Below are 15,038 nucleotides of genomic sequence, written 5' to 3'. Positions count from 1 at the left end.
CAACCACCGCCGCCGCCACTCCGCACTCGGCTACCTCAGCCCCACCGACTACGAACAGACCCTCACACCGACTACGCTGCATCAGATCGCGGCATAACCCGGTGTCCACATCCCGGGGGGAACCTCAACAGGCAGGTCGAACCCACCCCCGACCTGACAGCACCCGTCACCCCGCCACCTGACAACCCGACCGACGGACAAGTGATCTTCCCTGACGGCGGTGAACCTGACCGGACCTGACACGGCCTGTCCCGGGCTGACAACCGGCGCTGATGTCAGGTCGAGCTGTCCCAATCGAGGGCCTCGGCCTTCGCACCCGGGCGACAGGCTCCCTGCCGAGGAGACATCACGATGGCACCAACCACCCGCACAGCGGACACTGCGCTGACCACCGCCGAGACCGCGTTCGCGCTGCTGACCTGCGAGCCCGCACCACTGGTCTTCGACGCCCGACCGGTACCCGGCCTGCCGGACACCACCCTGCCCCTGGACCAACTACGCACACTCGTCAAACTCCATCGCTACGACAGCGACACCACCGACAAACTGTGGCGACAACTCGCCCACCACGCCCGCGACTGGGGACCCGCCTGGGTCGTCGGTGCCATCGGCGTCGCGCTACCCGCGTTGACACACCTCGCGGCGAAAATCAGCCGCGGCCGCCCCCAACACGCCGACGACGTCGACTCCGAAGTCCTCGCCGGATTCCTGCACGCCCTGCGCACCGCCGACCTGGACACACCCCGGCTGTGGCTGCGGCTGTGCTGGGCCGCCTGGCGCGCCGGCACCACCGTCATCACCGCCGACGACAGCGAGGAACTGCCCCTCGACCTGGCCACCGGCTCACGGACACCGCGAATGCCGTACGGGCATCCGGACCTCCTGCTTGGCCGGGCAGCCGCCGCCGGCCTCATCACCGCCGACACCGCCGAGCTGATCAGCGCCACGCGCTTCGGCGACGCGTTGATCGAGCAACGTGCCGCCGATGAGGGTGTGGCCTCCTCGGCACTGCGCATGCGCAGGCGACGCGCCGAACGGGTCGTCGCCGCCGCCGTCGTACGAGGTGACCTGTCCGGCCCGGTCCGTCTACCGCGCCATTGCAAAGCCGTGACGGCTGCCTGATGATGCACTGCGACGCCCGTCGGAGGTGTGGATATCTGAAGGCACGCGGCGACCAGGCGGTGGCCATCCACCAGTCGTACGTTGCCCCGCCGACCGGGACGCATGAGTTGCGGTGACGCTGGTGGCTGAGGCAGTGTGCGATCCGCTGTCGGTCGGCGGCGGTACCGTCATGCCGTGATCGATCATGGGTTTGTGTGCGGGGGCTGCGGGCAGCGCCACGATGGGCTCCCGTTCTCGTACGGCGCGCCGGCGCCGGCGTACTGGCGCAACGAGTTCGACGGCGACGAGTACAGCGTTCTAGAAGACGAGACCTGCCTCATCCATGGGCAGCACTACTTCGTGCGGGCACGGCTGGTCATCCCCGTCCTCGACGCCGAGGAAGACTTCGAATGGGGTGTGTGGGTATCGCTGAGTAAGGACAACTTCCGCCGCACAGTGGAGTTGTGGACGACGCCCGGACGGGAGCAGGAGCCGGCGTACTTCGGCTGGCTGTCTACCCAGCTCCCCGCCTATCCGATGGAAACGTTGAATCTCAAGGCTGAGGTGCACACCGATCAGGTCGGCACCCGCCCGCATGTGGTGCTCGAACCGACTGACCACCCGCTGGCCGTGGAGCAGCGCACCGGCATCACCGTGGCACGGGTGCAGGAGATCGCCGAGCTTCTCCTACACGCGTAGGGCAGACGGATCTTGGCCGCGAAGCACCCGCGGTGCGCAGGTCCGGCCTGGTAGTCCTCCAATACCGCGCCATCGCCGACGCCGGGGGCGACCCCGCCACCGTCGCCGCATGGATGGCCGAGGTCAACGCCCAACGCGCCGCCGCCGTCACTCAACGCGATCAAGCAGCAGCACAAGCGCAAGCGCCTCGCCGTCTCGCGGAGGACGACATCCGGCACCTCGTGGGCAGCCTCAACGACATCCGCACCACCCTGCGGAACGCCCACCACCAGGACAAGAGCAACGTCTACCGCGAGCTACGACTCGCCCTCACCTACCACCCCGGCCAAAACAAAATCAGCGTCGAGGCTAAGCCTGACGCTGATTACTGTGGGGTAACTGTACGTGTCCGAGGGGGGACTTGAACCCCCACGCTTCGGGCTGCTGACCTGCGTCTATTCTATCGGGCCTGCTCAGGCCGTGTCCAGTCGTACTCCCTTGTGGCCGGTTGTGGCCCGTTGTGGCAGCCGGTGATCCCGCCGGGATCACCGTTGATCTTGCCCAAGCGGAAGGGGCCGGCCCAACGGACCGGCCCCAGCTATACGGCTACAGTGCTACGAATCCGTGCACGGTGTCGGCGGCGTCGACCGGGACTTCCTCCCACGTCCAATTGCCGCCCATCACGACGTACATGCCGCGCTCGTCGGGCGCGATCCTCAGCTCCGGCTCGTCCTCACCGTACGGACGCCGGTCGACCACGATCACGTCGCCGTCCCACCGCATCTCGGAGACGCTGTCGTCGACCATCGTGCTCAGCTTCGGCTCCTCGACGCCCTGCGCCCGGAGGGTCGCGCGCAGGTGCCGGCGCTCCGCCTCCTGGTCGGTGACGATCGCCTCAGCGACCTCGCGGGTGCACTCCCACACCGCCCATCCGTTCCAGCGACGGATCAGCGTGCCGGCGTACGCCGACTCGAAGCGGCTGCCGCCGTCGGAGTCGTACTCCAGCCACTCGCCGGAAAAGTAACCGGACTCGCCAGGCTGCAACTCGGGGTCAAGGTCGAGGCGTGCGCCCGCGTCCGCGGGCGGCCGGTCGAGAGTCATTTCCACGTGAACTCCTTCGGTCAGTCAAACAGGGTCGGGGCCGGCGGTTCGCGCCGCTCGGCCAGTTCGCGTACTTCGCGGCCCGTCTGCTCCTCCCACCAGGCGGCGAACATGCGCCGGTGGCACCAGTTGTCAGGTGGTGGCACAGACAGGTCGCAGAAGCAGAGCAGGACGAGCTGATCGCTGCCGGCGTAGTCGGCAATCTCGGCAAGCTGCTCGGAGATCAGGTCGACACCGGCGGCTTCCAGCCGCTCCAGATAGATGTGCCGGTACGGGCCCTCGGCCATCTTGAGCATTCCGTAGGTCGGCGCGAGGAGCCGGGCGTACCCGGCCAGGTCGTACGGCAACGGGAACCGGGGAGCGCCGACGGTCGTGCGGACCGGCGCCCCCTGTTCGGGGCGGAACCGCTGGTAGCGGTTCGTGAACAGCTGCAACTCATCCCCCATTGGGCTCTGCATGGTCGTCGTAGAACTTTCCGATCACCGGGATCAGCTCATCCAGGTGCGCGGCCAGGACGTCCAGCGCGGACGCCACCACCGACGAGGGCCCTGGCCGGCACCTGGTCAGGCATCGGCTACCTCCTTCCTCGCAGCCGGACGGCGACTGCCCGGCACCAGCTGCGGTCGACTTCGAACCGCTCGGCCACGTCCTCCGGCGTGTAGCCGTTGACGAGGTACCGGGTGGCCAGAGCCGCCACGCTGTCGGTGATCGGCTCGGCGGCCGTCGTCCGCGGTGCGGGCGGCCGGCTCCACGCCGCCCGGATCCGGCCGGCCTGCTCCGGGGCGGGCTGCGGTACGACGACGACGGGCCCGGTCACGCCGCCGTCCTCGACTCGGCTCGGGCCTCGGCCGGAGGCATCGCCACGACTGCCGCCGGCTGCCGCTTCGCCATCCACTCGCGGCCGACCCTGGCCAGCCGCTCGACCAGCTCGTTGCGGACCTTCTGCGCGCCCTCGGCGTGCTGCTCCAGGTAGGGCAGCGTCTTGCGGGCGTCGGGGTCGCTCTTGGCCTTCTCCCTCGCCGGCGTGAGCAGCCACCGGTCGTTGGCGGCCACCTCCATGTCGGCGACGGTGCAGGCGAAGGCGATGCCTTGCAGCTCGGCTGGCTTGTGGATCGCGTCGACCACGGCGGTGGCCAGGTCGCGGACGTCCCGCTCCTCCAGGTCCAGGCCGAGGTCGTCGGCCATCCCGGTCAGCGCTGCGGCGGCCAGGTCGCGGATCGCGATGTAGCCGGGCAGGGCCGCCTTGACCTGGCGGGCCTCCTGCTCGATCTCTGCGAGCGACTTCACGCGAGCCCTCCCCGCGTTGATCGGTCGCCGCAGTGAAATATTGCGGCCGTATACCTTGCGGACACTGCGCCCCTCTCTGTTCGGTTCCTCCGGCAGTCGAGCTGCCTTTACTTCCGCGACGAGCGCCGGGCCGACGTGGGTGTCGAACACCGCCCGGAGGGCGGACCCAGCAGGTCGCCGGCCCGAGCGGGACCGCGTTCATCATCCGCGCTTGCTGGTAAAGCTCGGCCCGCGCTTGCCGCATCGCCTGCTGGAGGTCGGCCGGCTCGTGCGGCAGGGGCCAGGCCCACAGGACCGTGACCAGACTGGACGCACCGATCGCCTCCAACAGTCAAGGGTTGTACATAAACATTGTATCCTAGATGGACACAGCGGTCAAACTGCGGCCGTACAGCTAGCTGCCACGCCGGGCCTCCACGCCGGGAGCATACGCACTCGCCCGGCACCGGGACAGGGTTCGCTGGACGGCGCGAGCGCCCCGCGCACATCGCGCGGGGCGCCGCCTACCTGCTTCGCTCAGTGCTGGCACACCGAGCAGAACCCGGCCTCCTGCACCGCGTTGTCGTGGCCCTCCCACTCGCAGTTCGGGTCCGCCTTGATCGGGCCGGCCGACGTCACGTCGACGACCTCCGCCGGGACCACCGCGACGGCCTCCGGGTCCAGCTCGACGGTGACGGCGGCGGCCAGGGCCTGCGCCTTGCGCAGCTTCGACGACACCTTGCTCGCCAGCGTCCGAAGGTCGTCGACGCGCTGCCGGTGCCCGGCCACGCCGCCCTCGGCTCCGGCGAGCAGCCGCGCCAGCTCCTCCGCGTCCATCTGCGCCAGCTCGTGCAGGATCTTCCCGGCCGTCTCCAGCCCCTCGATCTTGCTGACGACCTTCCTCCGCTTGGCGACCACCTCGGCTTGCGCCTCCTCGTCGTGCTCTCCCTTGTCGATCTGGAAGAACTCCGCCTGCTCCTCGGCCGCCTTGCATGCCTTGGCGAACGCCTCGGCGTCCCGCGCCGAGGAGAACTCGCCGCGCGCCCACTTCACCAGGAACCGCCGCTGCTGGTCGGGCGACAGCCGGCACACGTACCAGGCGACGCCCACCTGCAGCTGCCCCTTGGCGACGAGCTGCTTCGCGTCGTCGATAAGGCCGAGCAGGTCGATCCGCCATCCGATGTACGGCTCGCTCTTGCCGAACAGCTCGGCGACCGCCCGCGTCTCCCAGCCGGCGTCGGCGAGGCGCGCGTAGGCGGCGGCTTCCTCCATCGGCGTCATGTCCTGCCGGTTGACGTTCTCGGCGACCTGCGCAATGAACGCCGCCTCGTCGTCCATCTCCCAGACCATCGCGGCCAGGTTCTCGATGCCGCCCTGCTGGGCTGCCCGCCAGCGCCGCTCGCCAACCACCAGGCGATAGTGGCCCTGCCGGCCAGTCTTGCGAACGGCGATCGGCTGAAGCTGACCGAGCTTGGTCATCGACGCAGCCAGTTCGGTCAGCTCCTCCTCGGTGAACAGCTTCCGGGGCTGACTGGGGTCCGGCTCAATCTTGGCGACCTGGATGCTTCGCAGGGACGGCTTCTTGGCAACCATCGTCTTCCTCCACGTGAGTTGTACTTTTTTCGTACAACTTCATTGTATGAAAGATCGATCTTGCCGTCAATATTTTATGTACGCACGTAGCGCATGACTCAGAGGGGCGGCGGGGTTCCGGCAGCAAGCGTGATCAGGGCCGAAAAGTGGAACATGGCCGCCGCGCCCCGCGACGCCCATCGGTGGATCCGCCCGGCGACGGCCGGGTCAGCAGTAGCCGGCTCGGCCGATGGCGTCGGGACCGGCGGCCGCAACAGGCTCGCGACCCGCCGCATCTGTTCATCGCTCAGTTCCACGTCGTCCACCCGTCCGGACGCCAGCTCCGCCTCGATCCGCTGGGCCAGCTTCAACACCTCGATCTTGCGCCTGCGCGGCAAAACCATGCCCCCGTCTCTTGCCTCGATACCCCCGCAGTGGCACTGCGACCCGACAGCAGGGGCGTAGCAAAACGCTTCTGAACAGACAGCGTTGAAGATCGTAAACCCACCACCACTGTGAGCGACAGACCAAATGGGGAGCGCAATGCGATCAGTCAGCCATGCGGGCAAACGCTTACCGACAACGGCTCAGGGCAGAAGCCCAGCCCTCTGTCAGCTCACTTCCAGACGAACTCCAGCCGATCCGCGTCGAGGTGCGTCCTTCCCGGCTGCGTCGCCGGCAGCACGATGATGCGGTCCAGCACCAACGCAAGCAACTCCCGCCGCCGCTCCAGCGGCGCGTCCACCCACCACGCTGCCAGCCCCTCGGGGGTTGTCGCTGGCAGCGACTGCAACCGCGTGGACTGGGCCAAGGTCTCCTTGAGACTCCGCCGTTCCTTCCGGGCCTCTTCCTCGATCGCCTTAAGCGTCACCAGACTGATCTCACGCTTCGCGTACGCCTGGCCGGCTTCCGCCAGCCGCTCGTCGATCGCCGCCACCGCACGGTCGATGTGCTCCTCCGTCGGGGTCACAGAGCCCACGGCAGCCTCCAACCGGGCACGCACCTTCGGCGATCCCAGCCGCGCGAGGGCCCGGGTCGCGACTTCCTCCTCCAGGGCTGCCGCAGCGATCCGGATGCGACCGCATCCGTAGCTCGGGCTGCCGGAGCGGCACACGTACCCGCGCTTGCCGGAGTTGCTCGGCTGCGTGTACAGCGACTTTCCGCAGCGGCGCACCTCCTCCCCCTCGCCTTCCAGCGGATAGCCACACTGGAGGAACCCACCGGAGAGCAGGTACTTGCGTACGTTCGTCGCGGCCGGCTGCTTACGCGACGGGTCCTCGAGCACAGTCAGCAGCTTGCGGTGCGTGCCCTGGTCGAGGATCGGCTTCCACTCGCCCTTGCCGATCACCTCACCGCGGTACGTCTTGAGGCCAGCCAGGCGCGGGTTGCGCAGCAGACGCGACAGCGACTGCTGCGTCCACGGGCGTCCGGCCGACGTCATGATCTCGCGCTTGCGCAGATCGGCGACGGCGGAGCGCATGCTCTCCCCGTCCAGAACCCGCTGCACGACCTCGCGGATCACGGCAGCCTCAGCCGGGATGATCTCGCGTCCTGTCTCGTCGTACCCGTAACAGCGCACTCGTGACTCCCCGCTGTCCTACTCTCTGTTAACTTCTCCAGCCGGCGTCCGCTTGTGGCTAAGACCTCCACTTCGATCGGCAGCGGCGCTGATCGCGCGTTGACCGATCGACACAGGGCCGACCTGTAAGTTAGCAGTGCGTCACCGAACTGTGCCACCCACAGGCGGGTGTGAGTTCGTGACACCTTATCGACACTGCCACACTCCGCCGACTCACACCTTCCGCCCCTCCCGTCAACACAGGGAGCCATATCGCGTATTCGCAGCGCAAAGAGCCCGGAGCATCGCGGGAAGCGGGCTCCGGGCTCTTCGCACCACGCGGAGATGGCGTAGGTTCGGCCAGCCATGCGTCCCCCGACAGGTGCACTGGCCGACCCCTTGCCGATCTTCGCAAGGTGCGGTCACATTCAACCATTGCGACCGCACTTATTGCCACTGCAACAAGACGCCGTCGTCGCTCAGGGCCGAGCGCCGGCACCGTCCGGGGTAAGCGGCCAGCCACACGGAGAGTCGAGAACGGGTCGCCGGCCTCTTACATATCGGCAGCGCGAGGTGCCTTAGCACCTCACTCAGGAAGAAGACGGTCAGCGTGACACCCACCAGCGCCGCGCAGACCACCCTGGCCACCGCCCGCGCCGGCGGAGAGAATCGCAAGCGATGAGCAGCCTTGAGGAACTGGAACAGCGGATCGCGGCGAGGGAGGCCGAGTTGGCAATCGTGTGGCAAGAGGCAGCGGGACCGCCCGGACCCTGGCCGCCGGCACCGACCGCGACATCGCGGACTACCGCGCCGAACTCCGCGGCCACACCCGCGTGCTCGGTACGCTCCGCGAGACCCAGGCACAGCAAGGCCAGAGTCTCGACAGGGTCGACGCGAAGGTCAACCACCTCACCACCAGCCCGCCAGGAGTTCATGCGGGTTCTCAACGCCCGCCGCGCCGCCAACGGCGCCGGCCTGGCCGGCACCTGCTCCCGCCGGGACGGTAACCGATGACCACCTACGACGAATACCGGGACCGAAGGCGGCTGACCACCCGATACCGACGAAAGATCCGCAGCTACGGCACCCACGGCGACCCGAAAGAAGCCATGATCGAAGCCAACCTGACCGCCTTCGGCTGCTTCGGCGACCCCGGCCTGCCGCACCACTACGCCGGCGTGTACTTCATCGCCAGCGGCTCCTGTATCAAGATCGGTGAGGCCGTCGACCCGTACGAGCGGATGCGAGACTTCGACGGCGGCAACCCTCACGGCCTGGAGCTGCTGCACGTCATCGCCGAAGACAGCAAGTACGCCCGCCAGCGACTGGAGAACCAGCTCCACCTGCGCTTCAAGCACCTGCGCCTACGCCTCGAATGGTTCCGGAACCACCCCGAGCTGACGGGGTTCATCGGCTCCATCTGCTCCGAGGAGTGCCACCCGTGATCGGAACCCCCGGAAGCCCAGTTTGAGGAAGCGACCCAAGGTGAGGGCCTAAGTCAACTGCTTACCGTTGTTTCTGGAAACTACGGGTGGGCCCGTAGCGGACGCCGCTCGTCGGGTAAGTGTGGGAGTGAGGAGCTGACCGATGGGCGCTGAGACGAGCTGTGAACAGGCGGAGCCCGCTATTCCTGCGCGGGCTGTTCGCCCAGCCGCCGCGCCTCCAACTCGGCCGCCGCCTCCACCACCCACGCCCGCGGCGCCGGCCGCCAACCCGCCGGCCGGGGCCGACACCGGCCACCCGGCGACGTCCGCTCCGCCCCGCACACCCGGCATCTGATCGTCAGCCACACCAGCCCGCCGCCGTCTTGCGCCGAGCCGTCGAGCGGCCCGCCGCAGCCGTCGCACTCCCCCACCGGCCCGCTCTCGGCGGCCGCGGTGAACGCGTCGACGTCGACCAGGCCGTCACGCACCAGCTTGGCGTCGATCGTCACCGCTCACCTCCCTCCGGTGTGGAGCGGGGCCGGGTGACGGTCGCCCACCGCCCGGCCCCGCACCGCTCACTCCTGCGGTGCCGCCGGCAGCGCCAGCAGCTCGGGCAGAGCCAGCCGACCGTCTCGGTAGGCCGCCGCTACCTCCTCACGGCCGCCCTTCTTGAAGGTCAGCGTCGTTGACTGCCGGCCCGGCTGTGCGACCTCCACGAAGTCGAGGATCCGGCCCGTCGCGCCGTCGACGACGGTGCCGTCCTCTTCGATCCGCAACCGGCCGAGCAGGGCCTTGCGGAACGCTGGCCGCACCGACTCCACCGGTTCCGGCACAGTCGCCTGCACCTCGGTGGGGTGCTCCGCCTTGCAGTAGGCCAGGAACCCGGCTTCCTCGACGACGAAGCCCGCCTTGGGCTCGGAGAGCGTCACCTGCGCCACCGGACCGTCGTAGCCGGGCAACCGAACTTCGATCGTCTTGACGCCCAGCTCGGCGTTCAGCTCGACCAGCCGCCCGTCGGCTTCGGCGCGAGCCACGTCGTAAACCTTCTTCACCTCGTCCATGAGTGCCTTGAGCACTGCCGCCCTCATGGACGCCTGCTGCACGGTCATCGGCCAGCTCCCGACGTCTCGGGCAGCCGTCCGGCAGCTTTCCGCCCCACGGCGCGGGCCGGCCGTGCGGTGGCCTCCTCGGCGGCATCCGGGGCGGGCGCTCCGGACGCCTCGGTCACCGCGTCGGCGAGCTGCGTACCGGGGGCTTCTGCGGCGCGGCGCGCAGCGGTGATCTCCGCGCCTCGCTGATTGAAGGCGTCCCGTAGTTTCTGCGTCTTGCCGAGCCGCTGCGCGCGCTGCCACAGCACCGCCAAGTCCTCCCGCGTGGCGCACGCGGCGAGGGCCTTGGGCCAGTCGGGGTCCCTCGGCGGCTCGCCGTTGTCGAGCCAGTCGAGCAGCTGGTGGCCCAACTCCTCACCCGGCTTGTGGATCACCTGGTCGGCCAGAGCATCGCAGCGGCTTTTCGTCACCCGCAGGTAGTGCGCCTGGTCGATGTCGCCCACCAGGTCAAATTCGTACTCCAGGCCGTCGCGTTGGTCGGGTTGCATACCCAGCTTGGACACCTGCTTCCGGCCGTCGGCGCCCTCGGTGATCTCGTAGCGCTGCTTTGACCGCAGGCACACCACGACGTGTCCGGGGAAGCTCATCAGCGCCTCGACGTACGCCCGCTCGATCGGGCGTACGTCCTTCCACCCGTCCATCGACCGGCCGCCGTGGTTGCGGGCGAACAGGTCGACCAGTTCCAGGATGCCGCCGGGTCCGAACCAGTAGTGCGACGCCGAGTCGAGCATGAAGCCCGTGAACCCCGCCAGGGCCGCCTCGTCGATCAGCTCGACGAGTTGCCGTGGGTCGTACCGCACCGGGGAAAACTTCTGAAAGCCGTATCCGCCGGCCTCCTCGGGCGTCATGTCGCCGACGCCGGGAAGCTGCGGGTTGACCGCGTACTTGTCGGCCGAATCCCGCTCGGTGTCGACGAACGCGATCCGCTCCAGACCGTCAGCCACGATGGCCGAGCCGGTCAGCGTGTACAGCAGCTTGAGGCCAGTCAGCGTCTTGCCCGCCCCACTCGGCCCGGCGAGCGCGATCCGCGCTTTCGCCTTCTTCCTGGTCGCCGGCATAAATCGTGAACTCATCTCGTCCCTTTCCACGTGAACGAACCTACATAGACTTTATACGGCCGCATTGTTGGACCGTAGCCGTACACCTTTGGGCGACGAAAAAGCGCCTGAGCAGTCCAGGCAGACCTCGCTGCCCACGGCGGCCGGCTGGCCGCAGTCGCCGTTCCGGCAGATCACCGGGGTGCCCAGCTCAGTGCAGCCGCCTTGCACCGGGTGGCGCCAGTCGTCCCCGGCGGGGACCAGCTCACCGCTGCACGTCGCGCACTGCGCGACGTCGACCGACACGAGGTGCAGCTTCACTCCCCGATCACTCTCCTGTCCTGTTCGGACACGGCCCGCAGGTTCGGGCCGTGCAGCGGGGCCGAGCGGGCGCACCCGGGGTGGGCGCATCGGCCGTTGGGCCCCTCGACGTACCGGTGGTCACCGTTCGCGCCGCGACCGACCGGTTCTTGTTCCCTGTATGTCTTGCGTCCGCGTGGCGGACCAACTCGTTCCGACTGGCGGACCAACGACGCCCAGCTCGATCAGCCGGCGCAACAGCCCGGGCGGCACTCCCATGCGGTAGACCGTCCGGGCCTTCTTGCGCCGGGCGTCCGCGACCGTCGGCCGCTCGCGCCACACCCACTTGCTCTCCAGGCGTTCCTCGCCGCCTTCGCCGTCCTTGCCCTCCAGCAGGTTGAGCCACTTCGCAATCGACGACCGGGCAAGCCCGGTCGCCTTCTGCAAGTCGGTCAGGCTCGGCGTGAACTGCTCGGGGATCACCGCCGTGGCCGCGTCGGACCACGTGAGCAGCGTCAGGACGAGCTGCCGGCCGGGAGGGTCGAGCGTGCATAGCTCGTGCCTCACCGCGCGCTCGACCGTCCACCGGTCCACCATGCAGGCGGCCTCTCTGTGCAGCGCCGCCAGCACACCGCTGCCCGAACTGGCGTATGATGCGCGTGCGACCCGTTCTCTGTTCCGGGTTTCTCCTCGACCCCGCCGGATGACCGCCTGGCGGGGTCGATGCGTTGTCCGGCACCCTACACCCGGTCTGTACGGCCGCAATGTCTCCGCATGTGCTCATTATTGTGTGGCCTCGTCGTCGACCAGCACGTCCCACGGGTCCCACACGATCGTCCGCTTTGTGTCCTCGGCGAACTGGTAGATGGTGGTCACCTTCCACACCGGGTTGTTACTGACCTCGCCGTCCTCCTTCGGCAGGACACCCTTCGACCGCCACTGGTACGGCGTGTTGTCCTTCACGTCGAACATCCGGACGATCTCCTTGAGCCCCACCACCGGCGGCAGGTCCAGCGGTCCCGGCTTCGTGAGGTTGTCGGACACCTTGCGCGCCGCCGCCTTGAGCCTGGTCTGGCTCACCTTCATCGTTCCTCTCCTCCCACAGCCGGATGCCATACAGGGTCAATGTACGGCACTGGCCGGGGACGGTCAGGCTGCCATCCGGGCGGCGATGGACGGCGCTTGGTGCACCAACTTCCTCGCCAGGGCCAGCAGGTCACAGTGTCCGACCAGGCACACCCGGCCGCCCGAGAACACCGACGGCGGATCCAGCAGCATCTCGTGCAGCAGCCGCACCGCGCACTCCTCGGCCAACGCCTGCGTCACCCTGTCGTCCACGAACTCGTGACGCCCAGCCACGAGCAGCGGTCCACTCATCCGTACCTCCTCCAAAAGTAGAGCGATACGTACAAAAACATTGTATATCAAGATCGCGTGGGACGTCAATAATGTATGTACGACTAGCGGGTTACTTTGCCCCATCTGCGGGCCGCCCGCTATGCTGGTGTCTCCACGTGAACGCAGCGCAGCCCCGGATTTCGCGATCCGGGGCTGCGCTGTTTACAGCGGCCGTCAGACCAGCGGCAACGGATAGTCGACGGACACACACACGACGTCGTTCGTCGCGATCACCGACGTCGAGTGCATGTCCAGCAGCGTCAGCTGACCGTTCGCCTCCAGCACCGCCGACCCCGACGTCACCGACGACCGGAACAGGTGGTGCTTCGGCATCGTCGGCCGAAACATCGGGTCGGTCAGCGTCACCATCAGCGTGTCGCCGATGTTGCCGAGGGCACTCGCCGTGATCGGTCCACCGGTGCGCCGCACGTTCACATTCAGCTCGATGCGCGACCCGACGATCCGGTACGCGTTGTCCTGCTGAGCCCAGCCCGCCGCGTACGTCACCGCCAGCTCGTTGTTGACCACCCCGGTGTCGGCCAGGTACGCCGCCCGGGGCGGCACCCCCAGGTAGCCGACCACATGGTGCCCGGCCGGCGGCGTCATCAGCACCATCACCCGCGCGTCCTTCGGCAGCACGCCGACCAGCGACACGACCCGCATCGCCGTGGTGTCGCCGTCCATCACCATCAGGAACCCACCATCGGACGCCGGGCCCGTCACCGTCGCCGGCCGCAGCCGGCTCGTGATCCCCAACGCCAACACCCGGTCGAGGACCGCCTCGGCGATCGCCCGCACCGGGACCTGCACCATCCGCTGGTCGATCACAGGTCATCGCCGCCCGTGTCCGGGTACGCGCGGCGCAGCGTATGCCGCATCTCCCCACCAGCGGCCAACTGCATCGTCCACCCCGTCTCCAGCCACAGCAGCCCGTCCCACCGCACCACGTCGTACCCGTCGTGCCGCGGGTCCGGCGGCGTCGACAGCTCCACCGTCTCGTACGCCGTCTGCTGGATGCCCAACGTCCGCGCGTAGACGTCGACAGCCACCTGCGACGGCAGTTGCGCCTCCACCACCTTCGGCAGCACGAACCCCCGCTGCGCGATCGAGTGCGGCGCCGACGACGGCACGTCGTACACACCCACGATCGGGGCGACGTCCGTCCCCGGATCGTTGCTGACCACGACAAACCGGTTCGGGGCGGTCAACAGCTCCGAGCCCCGCGCCACAGACCCGCGGAACACCCGCTGCGAGGCGTCCAGGTCGATCGTCGGCCGCCGGGTCGCCGGCTCGAACGCCCCCATCAGCCGCAGCCGGCCGCCATGGTTGAACCACGGCAGGAAGAAGCCGCCCTGCCTGGCCAAATCCCGCAGCGCCATCCCTCGTGTGTTGCCCGGCGACCACGACGACACCGACGTCCGGTCCGTCCAGTCCACCTGCACCTCGCCGATTGGTAGCCCGGCCAGCAGCCTCAGCACCGCCCGGTCGACGCGCTGCCCGCTGCCCTCGAAGCCCGTCTCCAGTTCCTGGTCGACGACGAACATCTCGTCGAACAGGACCAGCGGCGCCGTCGACCCCGTCGAGGTCTGCAACTGGATGGCGTCGCCGATCATGTACCGGCCCAGCGGGTACTCGCGCCCGCCGACGACCATCGAGATCGCCACCCGGTCAGTCAACGGCCGCAGCCGCCTCGCGTCGGCCACGTCCAGCGTCAGCGACTCCACCCGCCGCACGATGATGCCGGTCACGTCGTGGACCAGGCTCGGTGTGGTGTCCCGCAACGGCGTCACCGGCCCGCGCCGCACCCCGGTCCGCCCGTCCACCAGCTCGAACCGATACGACGCCGACCGCTGCCCGACACCGGACGGCAAGTCCAGCGGATCACGCACCGCAGATCCCGACACCGCTTACCTCCCACGTCGCGCCGGCCGCATCAACGAACACCTTCGTGCCCTTCGGCTGCGCCTCGAAGTCCGGGCCGACGATCAGCGGCCCGTCGATGCCGTTGCGCACCTCCACTCGCGACACCGTGACGTCTCCGCGAACGCTCACCTCGAAGAACCCCGCGTCCAGGTCCAGCGGCTCCGGGAAGCCCTCCACCGCGAACCCTGCCCCCCACGTCACCCCGTCCAACGACGTGTAGAACGTCACCCGGGCCTGACCGCCGCCGGCGTCCTGCTCGTATACCGCCCGCAGCCACCGCCGCTGGTTCCGCACCACCCCCAGCTGCTCCACGGGCACACACTCGTAGAACACGTCGTGGTCAAACACCTCGACGCAGGCTTCTACGTCCGACCAGCGCACGTTCCAACCCGACCCGAGGAACTCCGGGTTCGTGTCGGCAAAGTGCTCGACTCGCACCTCCCACAGATCGCCGGTCGGGCGGACCTCGACCCGCATGTCGACGTCGGGCATCGGCTCCCGCACCTGGAAGCTGTCGACCTCCACCCGCCCGTCGATGTTGCCGTTCCCCGGCGACAGCCTGTCTCTTATA

The 15,038-nt window shown here is 68.5% G+C and carries 20 protein-coding genes; 4 read left to right on the top strand and 16 right to left on the bottom strand.

The genetic code is table 11. The features are described from left to right. Positions 1-351: 351 nt before the first annotated feature. The 3 genes from C1I93_RS20150 to C1I93_RS20140 all read left to right on the top strand — a co-directional run bounded on the left by C1I93_RS20150 (position 352) and on the right by C1I93_RS20140 (position 2,204). Entirely contained in the window at positions 352-1,122 is a 771-nt protein-coding gene (locus C1I93_RS20150) for a hypothetical protein (protein WP_111244860.1), read from the top strand. A 174-nt stretch (positions 1,123-1,296) separates the two neighbouring features. After that, complete coding sequence (locus C1I93_RS20145; protein ID WP_111244859.1) at positions 1,297-1,800, top strand: DUF2199 domain-containing protein; 504 nt, start codon at positions 1,297-1,299, stop codon at positions 1,798-1,800. A 113-nt stretch (positions 1,801-1,913) separates the two neighbouring features. Then, complete coding sequence (locus C1I93_RS20140) at positions 1,914-2,204, top strand: hypothetical protein (protein WP_223256571.1); 291 nt, start codon at positions 1,914-1,916, stop codon at positions 2,202-2,204. Between the two features lie 181 nt (positions 2,205-2,385). Here the strand turns inward: C1I93_RS20140 and C1I93_RS20135 are convergent, their stop codons facing one another. From C1I93_RS20135 to C1I93_RS20105, 7 genes are all read right to left on the bottom strand, one after another. After that, a complete protein-coding gene (locus C1I93_RS20135) occupies positions 2,386-2,886 on the bottom strand; it encodes a hypothetical protein (RefSeq protein WP_146603537.1) in 501 nt (166 codons plus the stop codon). Positions 2,887-2,900: 14 nt separating this feature from the next. Then, a complete protein-coding gene (locus C1I93_RS20130) occupies positions 2,901-3,326 on the bottom strand; it encodes a hypothetical protein (protein ID WP_111244857.1) in 426 nt (141 codons plus the stop codon). A gap of 128 nt (positions 3,327-3,454) precedes the next feature. After that, on the bottom strand, positions 3,455-3,697 hold the full coding sequence (locus tag C1I93_RS20125; protein WP_111244856.1) for a hypothetical protein: 243 nt from the start codon (positions 3,695-3,697) through the stop codon (positions 3,455-3,457). Next, positions 3,694-4,167 carry a hypothetical protein gene (locus tag C1I93_RS20120; RefSeq protein WP_111244855.1) on the bottom strand — a complete coding sequence of 158 codons (474 nt, stop codon included), beginning with the start codon at positions 4,165-4,167 and terminating at the stop codon, positions 3,694-3,696. The genes C1I93_RS20125 and C1I93_RS20120 overlap by 4 nt, the downstream gene beginning before the upstream one ends. 516 nt (positions 4,168-4,683) lie before the next feature. Further along, positions 4,684-5,739, bottom strand: a complete 1,056-nt coding sequence (locus tag C1I93_RS20115) for a ParB/RepB/Spo0J family partition protein (RefSeq protein WP_111244854.1) — start codon at positions 5,737-5,739, stop codon at positions 4,684-4,686. 98 nt (positions 5,740-5,837) lie between these two features. Further along, positions 5,838-6,122 (bottom strand): hypothetical protein, encoded by a 285-nt coding sequence (locus tag C1I93_RS20110; RefSeq protein WP_111244853.1) that lies wholly within the window; start codon positions 6,120-6,122, stop codon positions 5,838-5,840. Between the two features lie 212 nt (positions 6,123-6,334). Beyond that, positions 6,335-7,297: a recombinase family protein gene (locus tag C1I93_RS20105; protein WP_111244852.1), complete on the bottom strand. Its 963-nt coding sequence runs from the start codon at positions 7,295-7,297 to the stop codon at positions 6,335-6,337. A 989-nt stretch (positions 7,298-8,286) separates the two neighbouring features. Here C1I93_RS20105 and C1I93_RS20095 point away from each other — a divergent pair. Further along, the gene (locus C1I93_RS20095) at positions 8,287-8,721 is read left to right on the top strand and encodes a GIY-YIG nuclease family protein (RefSeq protein WP_111244850.1); all 435 of its coding nucleotides are present in this window, start codon (positions 8,287-8,289) and stop codon (positions 8,719-8,721) included. Positions 8,722-8,900: 179 nt separating this feature from the next. On the opposite strand, the gene C1I93_RS20090 is transcribed toward C1I93_RS20095, so the two are convergent. The 9 genes from C1I93_RS20090 to C1I93_RS20045 all read right to left on the bottom strand — a co-directional run. Beyond that, positions 8,901-9,209 carry a hypothetical protein gene (locus C1I93_RS20090; protein WP_111244849.1) on the bottom strand — a complete coding sequence of 103 codons (309 nt, stop codon included), beginning with the start codon at positions 9,207-9,209 and terminating at the stop codon, positions 8,901-8,903. Between the two features lie 66 nt (positions 9,210-9,275). After that, entirely contained in the window at positions 9,276-9,809 is a 534-nt protein-coding gene (locus C1I93_RS20085; RefSeq protein WP_146603536.1) for a hypothetical protein, read from the bottom strand. Then, a complete protein-coding gene (locus C1I93_RS20080; protein WP_111244847.1) occupies positions 9,806-10,882 on the bottom strand; it encodes an AAA family ATPase in 1,077 nt (358 codons plus the stop codon). The genes C1I93_RS20085 and C1I93_RS20080 overlap by 4 nt, the downstream gene beginning before the upstream one ends. A gap of 405 nt (positions 10,883-11,287) precedes the next feature. Further along, positions 11,288-11,776, bottom strand: a complete 489-nt coding sequence (locus C1I93_RS20070; protein ID WP_111244845.1) for a hypothetical protein — start codon at positions 11,774-11,776, stop codon at positions 11,288-11,290. Positions 11,777-11,929: 153 nt separating this feature from the next. Next, entirely contained in the window at positions 11,930-12,232 is a 303-nt protein-coding gene (locus C1I93_RS20065; RefSeq protein WP_111244844.1) for a hypothetical protein, read from the bottom strand. Positions 12,233-12,295: 63 nt separating this feature from the next. Next, positions 12,296-12,523 (bottom strand): hypothetical protein, encoded by a 228-nt coding sequence (locus C1I93_RS20060; protein WP_146603535.1) that lies wholly within the window; start codon positions 12,521-12,523, stop codon positions 12,296-12,298. A 195-nt stretch (positions 12,524-12,718) separates the two neighbouring features. Next, on the bottom strand, positions 12,719-13,357 hold the full coding sequence (locus C1I93_RS20055) for a hypothetical protein (RefSeq protein ID WP_146603534.1): 639 nt from the start codon (positions 13,355-13,357) through the stop codon (positions 12,719-12,721). 11 nt (positions 13,358-13,368) lie between these two features. Beyond that, a complete protein-coding gene (locus tag C1I93_RS20050) occupies positions 13,369-14,433 on the bottom strand; it encodes a hypothetical protein (protein WP_111244841.1) in 1,065 nt (354 codons plus the stop codon). Next, positions 14,426-15,038 (bottom strand): hypothetical protein (locus tag C1I93_RS20045; RefSeq protein WP_220039591.1); only part of this gene is annotated, 613 nt, incomplete at its 5' end. The genes C1I93_RS20050 and C1I93_RS20045, both read right to left, overlap by 8 nt.

It is taken from the genome of Micromonospora endophytica, from assembly GCF_003236305.1.
Lineage (GTDB): Bacteria > Actinomycetota > Actinomycetes > Mycobacteriales > Micromonosporaceae > Micromonospora > Micromonospora endophytica.
The sequence above is the reverse complement of the archived record's forward strand: the minus strand, read 5'-3'. Positions and strand labels throughout refer to the sequence as shown.

Excerpts from the sequence above, each read along its gene's own strand:
- C1I93_RS20110 (WP_111244853.1), bottom strand. The coding sequence starts at position 6,122 with ATGGTTTTGCCGCGCAGGCGCAAGATCGAGGTGTTGAAGCTGGCCCAG.
- C1I93_RS20140 (WP_223256571.1), top strand. The coding sequence starts at position 1,914 with ATGGCCGAGGTCAACGCCCAACGCGCCGCCGCCGTCACTCAACGCGAT.
- C1I93_RS20085 (WP_146603536.1), bottom strand. The coding sequence starts at position 9,809 with ATGACCGTGCAGCAGGCGTCCATGAGGGCGGCAGTGCTCAAGGCACTC.
- C1I93_RS20095 (WP_111244850.1), top strand. The coding sequence starts at position 8,287 with ATGACCACCTACGACGAATACCGGGACCGAAGGCGGCTGACCACCCGA.
- C1I93_RS20150 (WP_111244860.1), top strand. The coding sequence starts at position 352 with ATGGCACCAACCACCCGCACAGCGGACACTGCGCTGACCACCGCCGAG.
- C1I93_RS20130 (WP_111244857.1), bottom strand. The coding sequence starts at position 3,326 with ATGGGGGATGAGTTGCAGCTGTTCACGAACCGCTACCAGCGGTTCCGC.
- C1I93_RS20065 (WP_111244844.1), bottom strand. The coding sequence starts at position 12,232 with ATGAAGGTGAGCCAGACCAGGCTCAAGGCGGCGGCGCGCAAGGTGTCC.
- C1I93_RS20055 (WP_146603534.1), bottom strand. The coding sequence starts at position 13,357 with ATGGTGCAGGTCCCGGTGCGGGCGATCGCCGAGGCGGTCCTCGACCGG.
- C1I93_RS20115 (WP_111244854.1), bottom strand. The coding sequence starts at position 5,739 with ATGGTTGCCAAGAAGCCGTCCCTGCGAAGCATCCAGGTCGCCAAGATT.
- C1I93_RS20060 (WP_146603535.1), bottom strand. The coding sequence starts at position 12,523 with ATGAGTGGACCGCTGCTCGTGGCTGGGCGTCACGAGTTCGTGGACGAC.
- C1I93_RS20080 (WP_111244847.1), bottom strand. The coding sequence starts at position 10,882 with ATGAGTTCACGATTTATGCCGGCGACCAGGAAGAAGGCGAAAGCGCGG.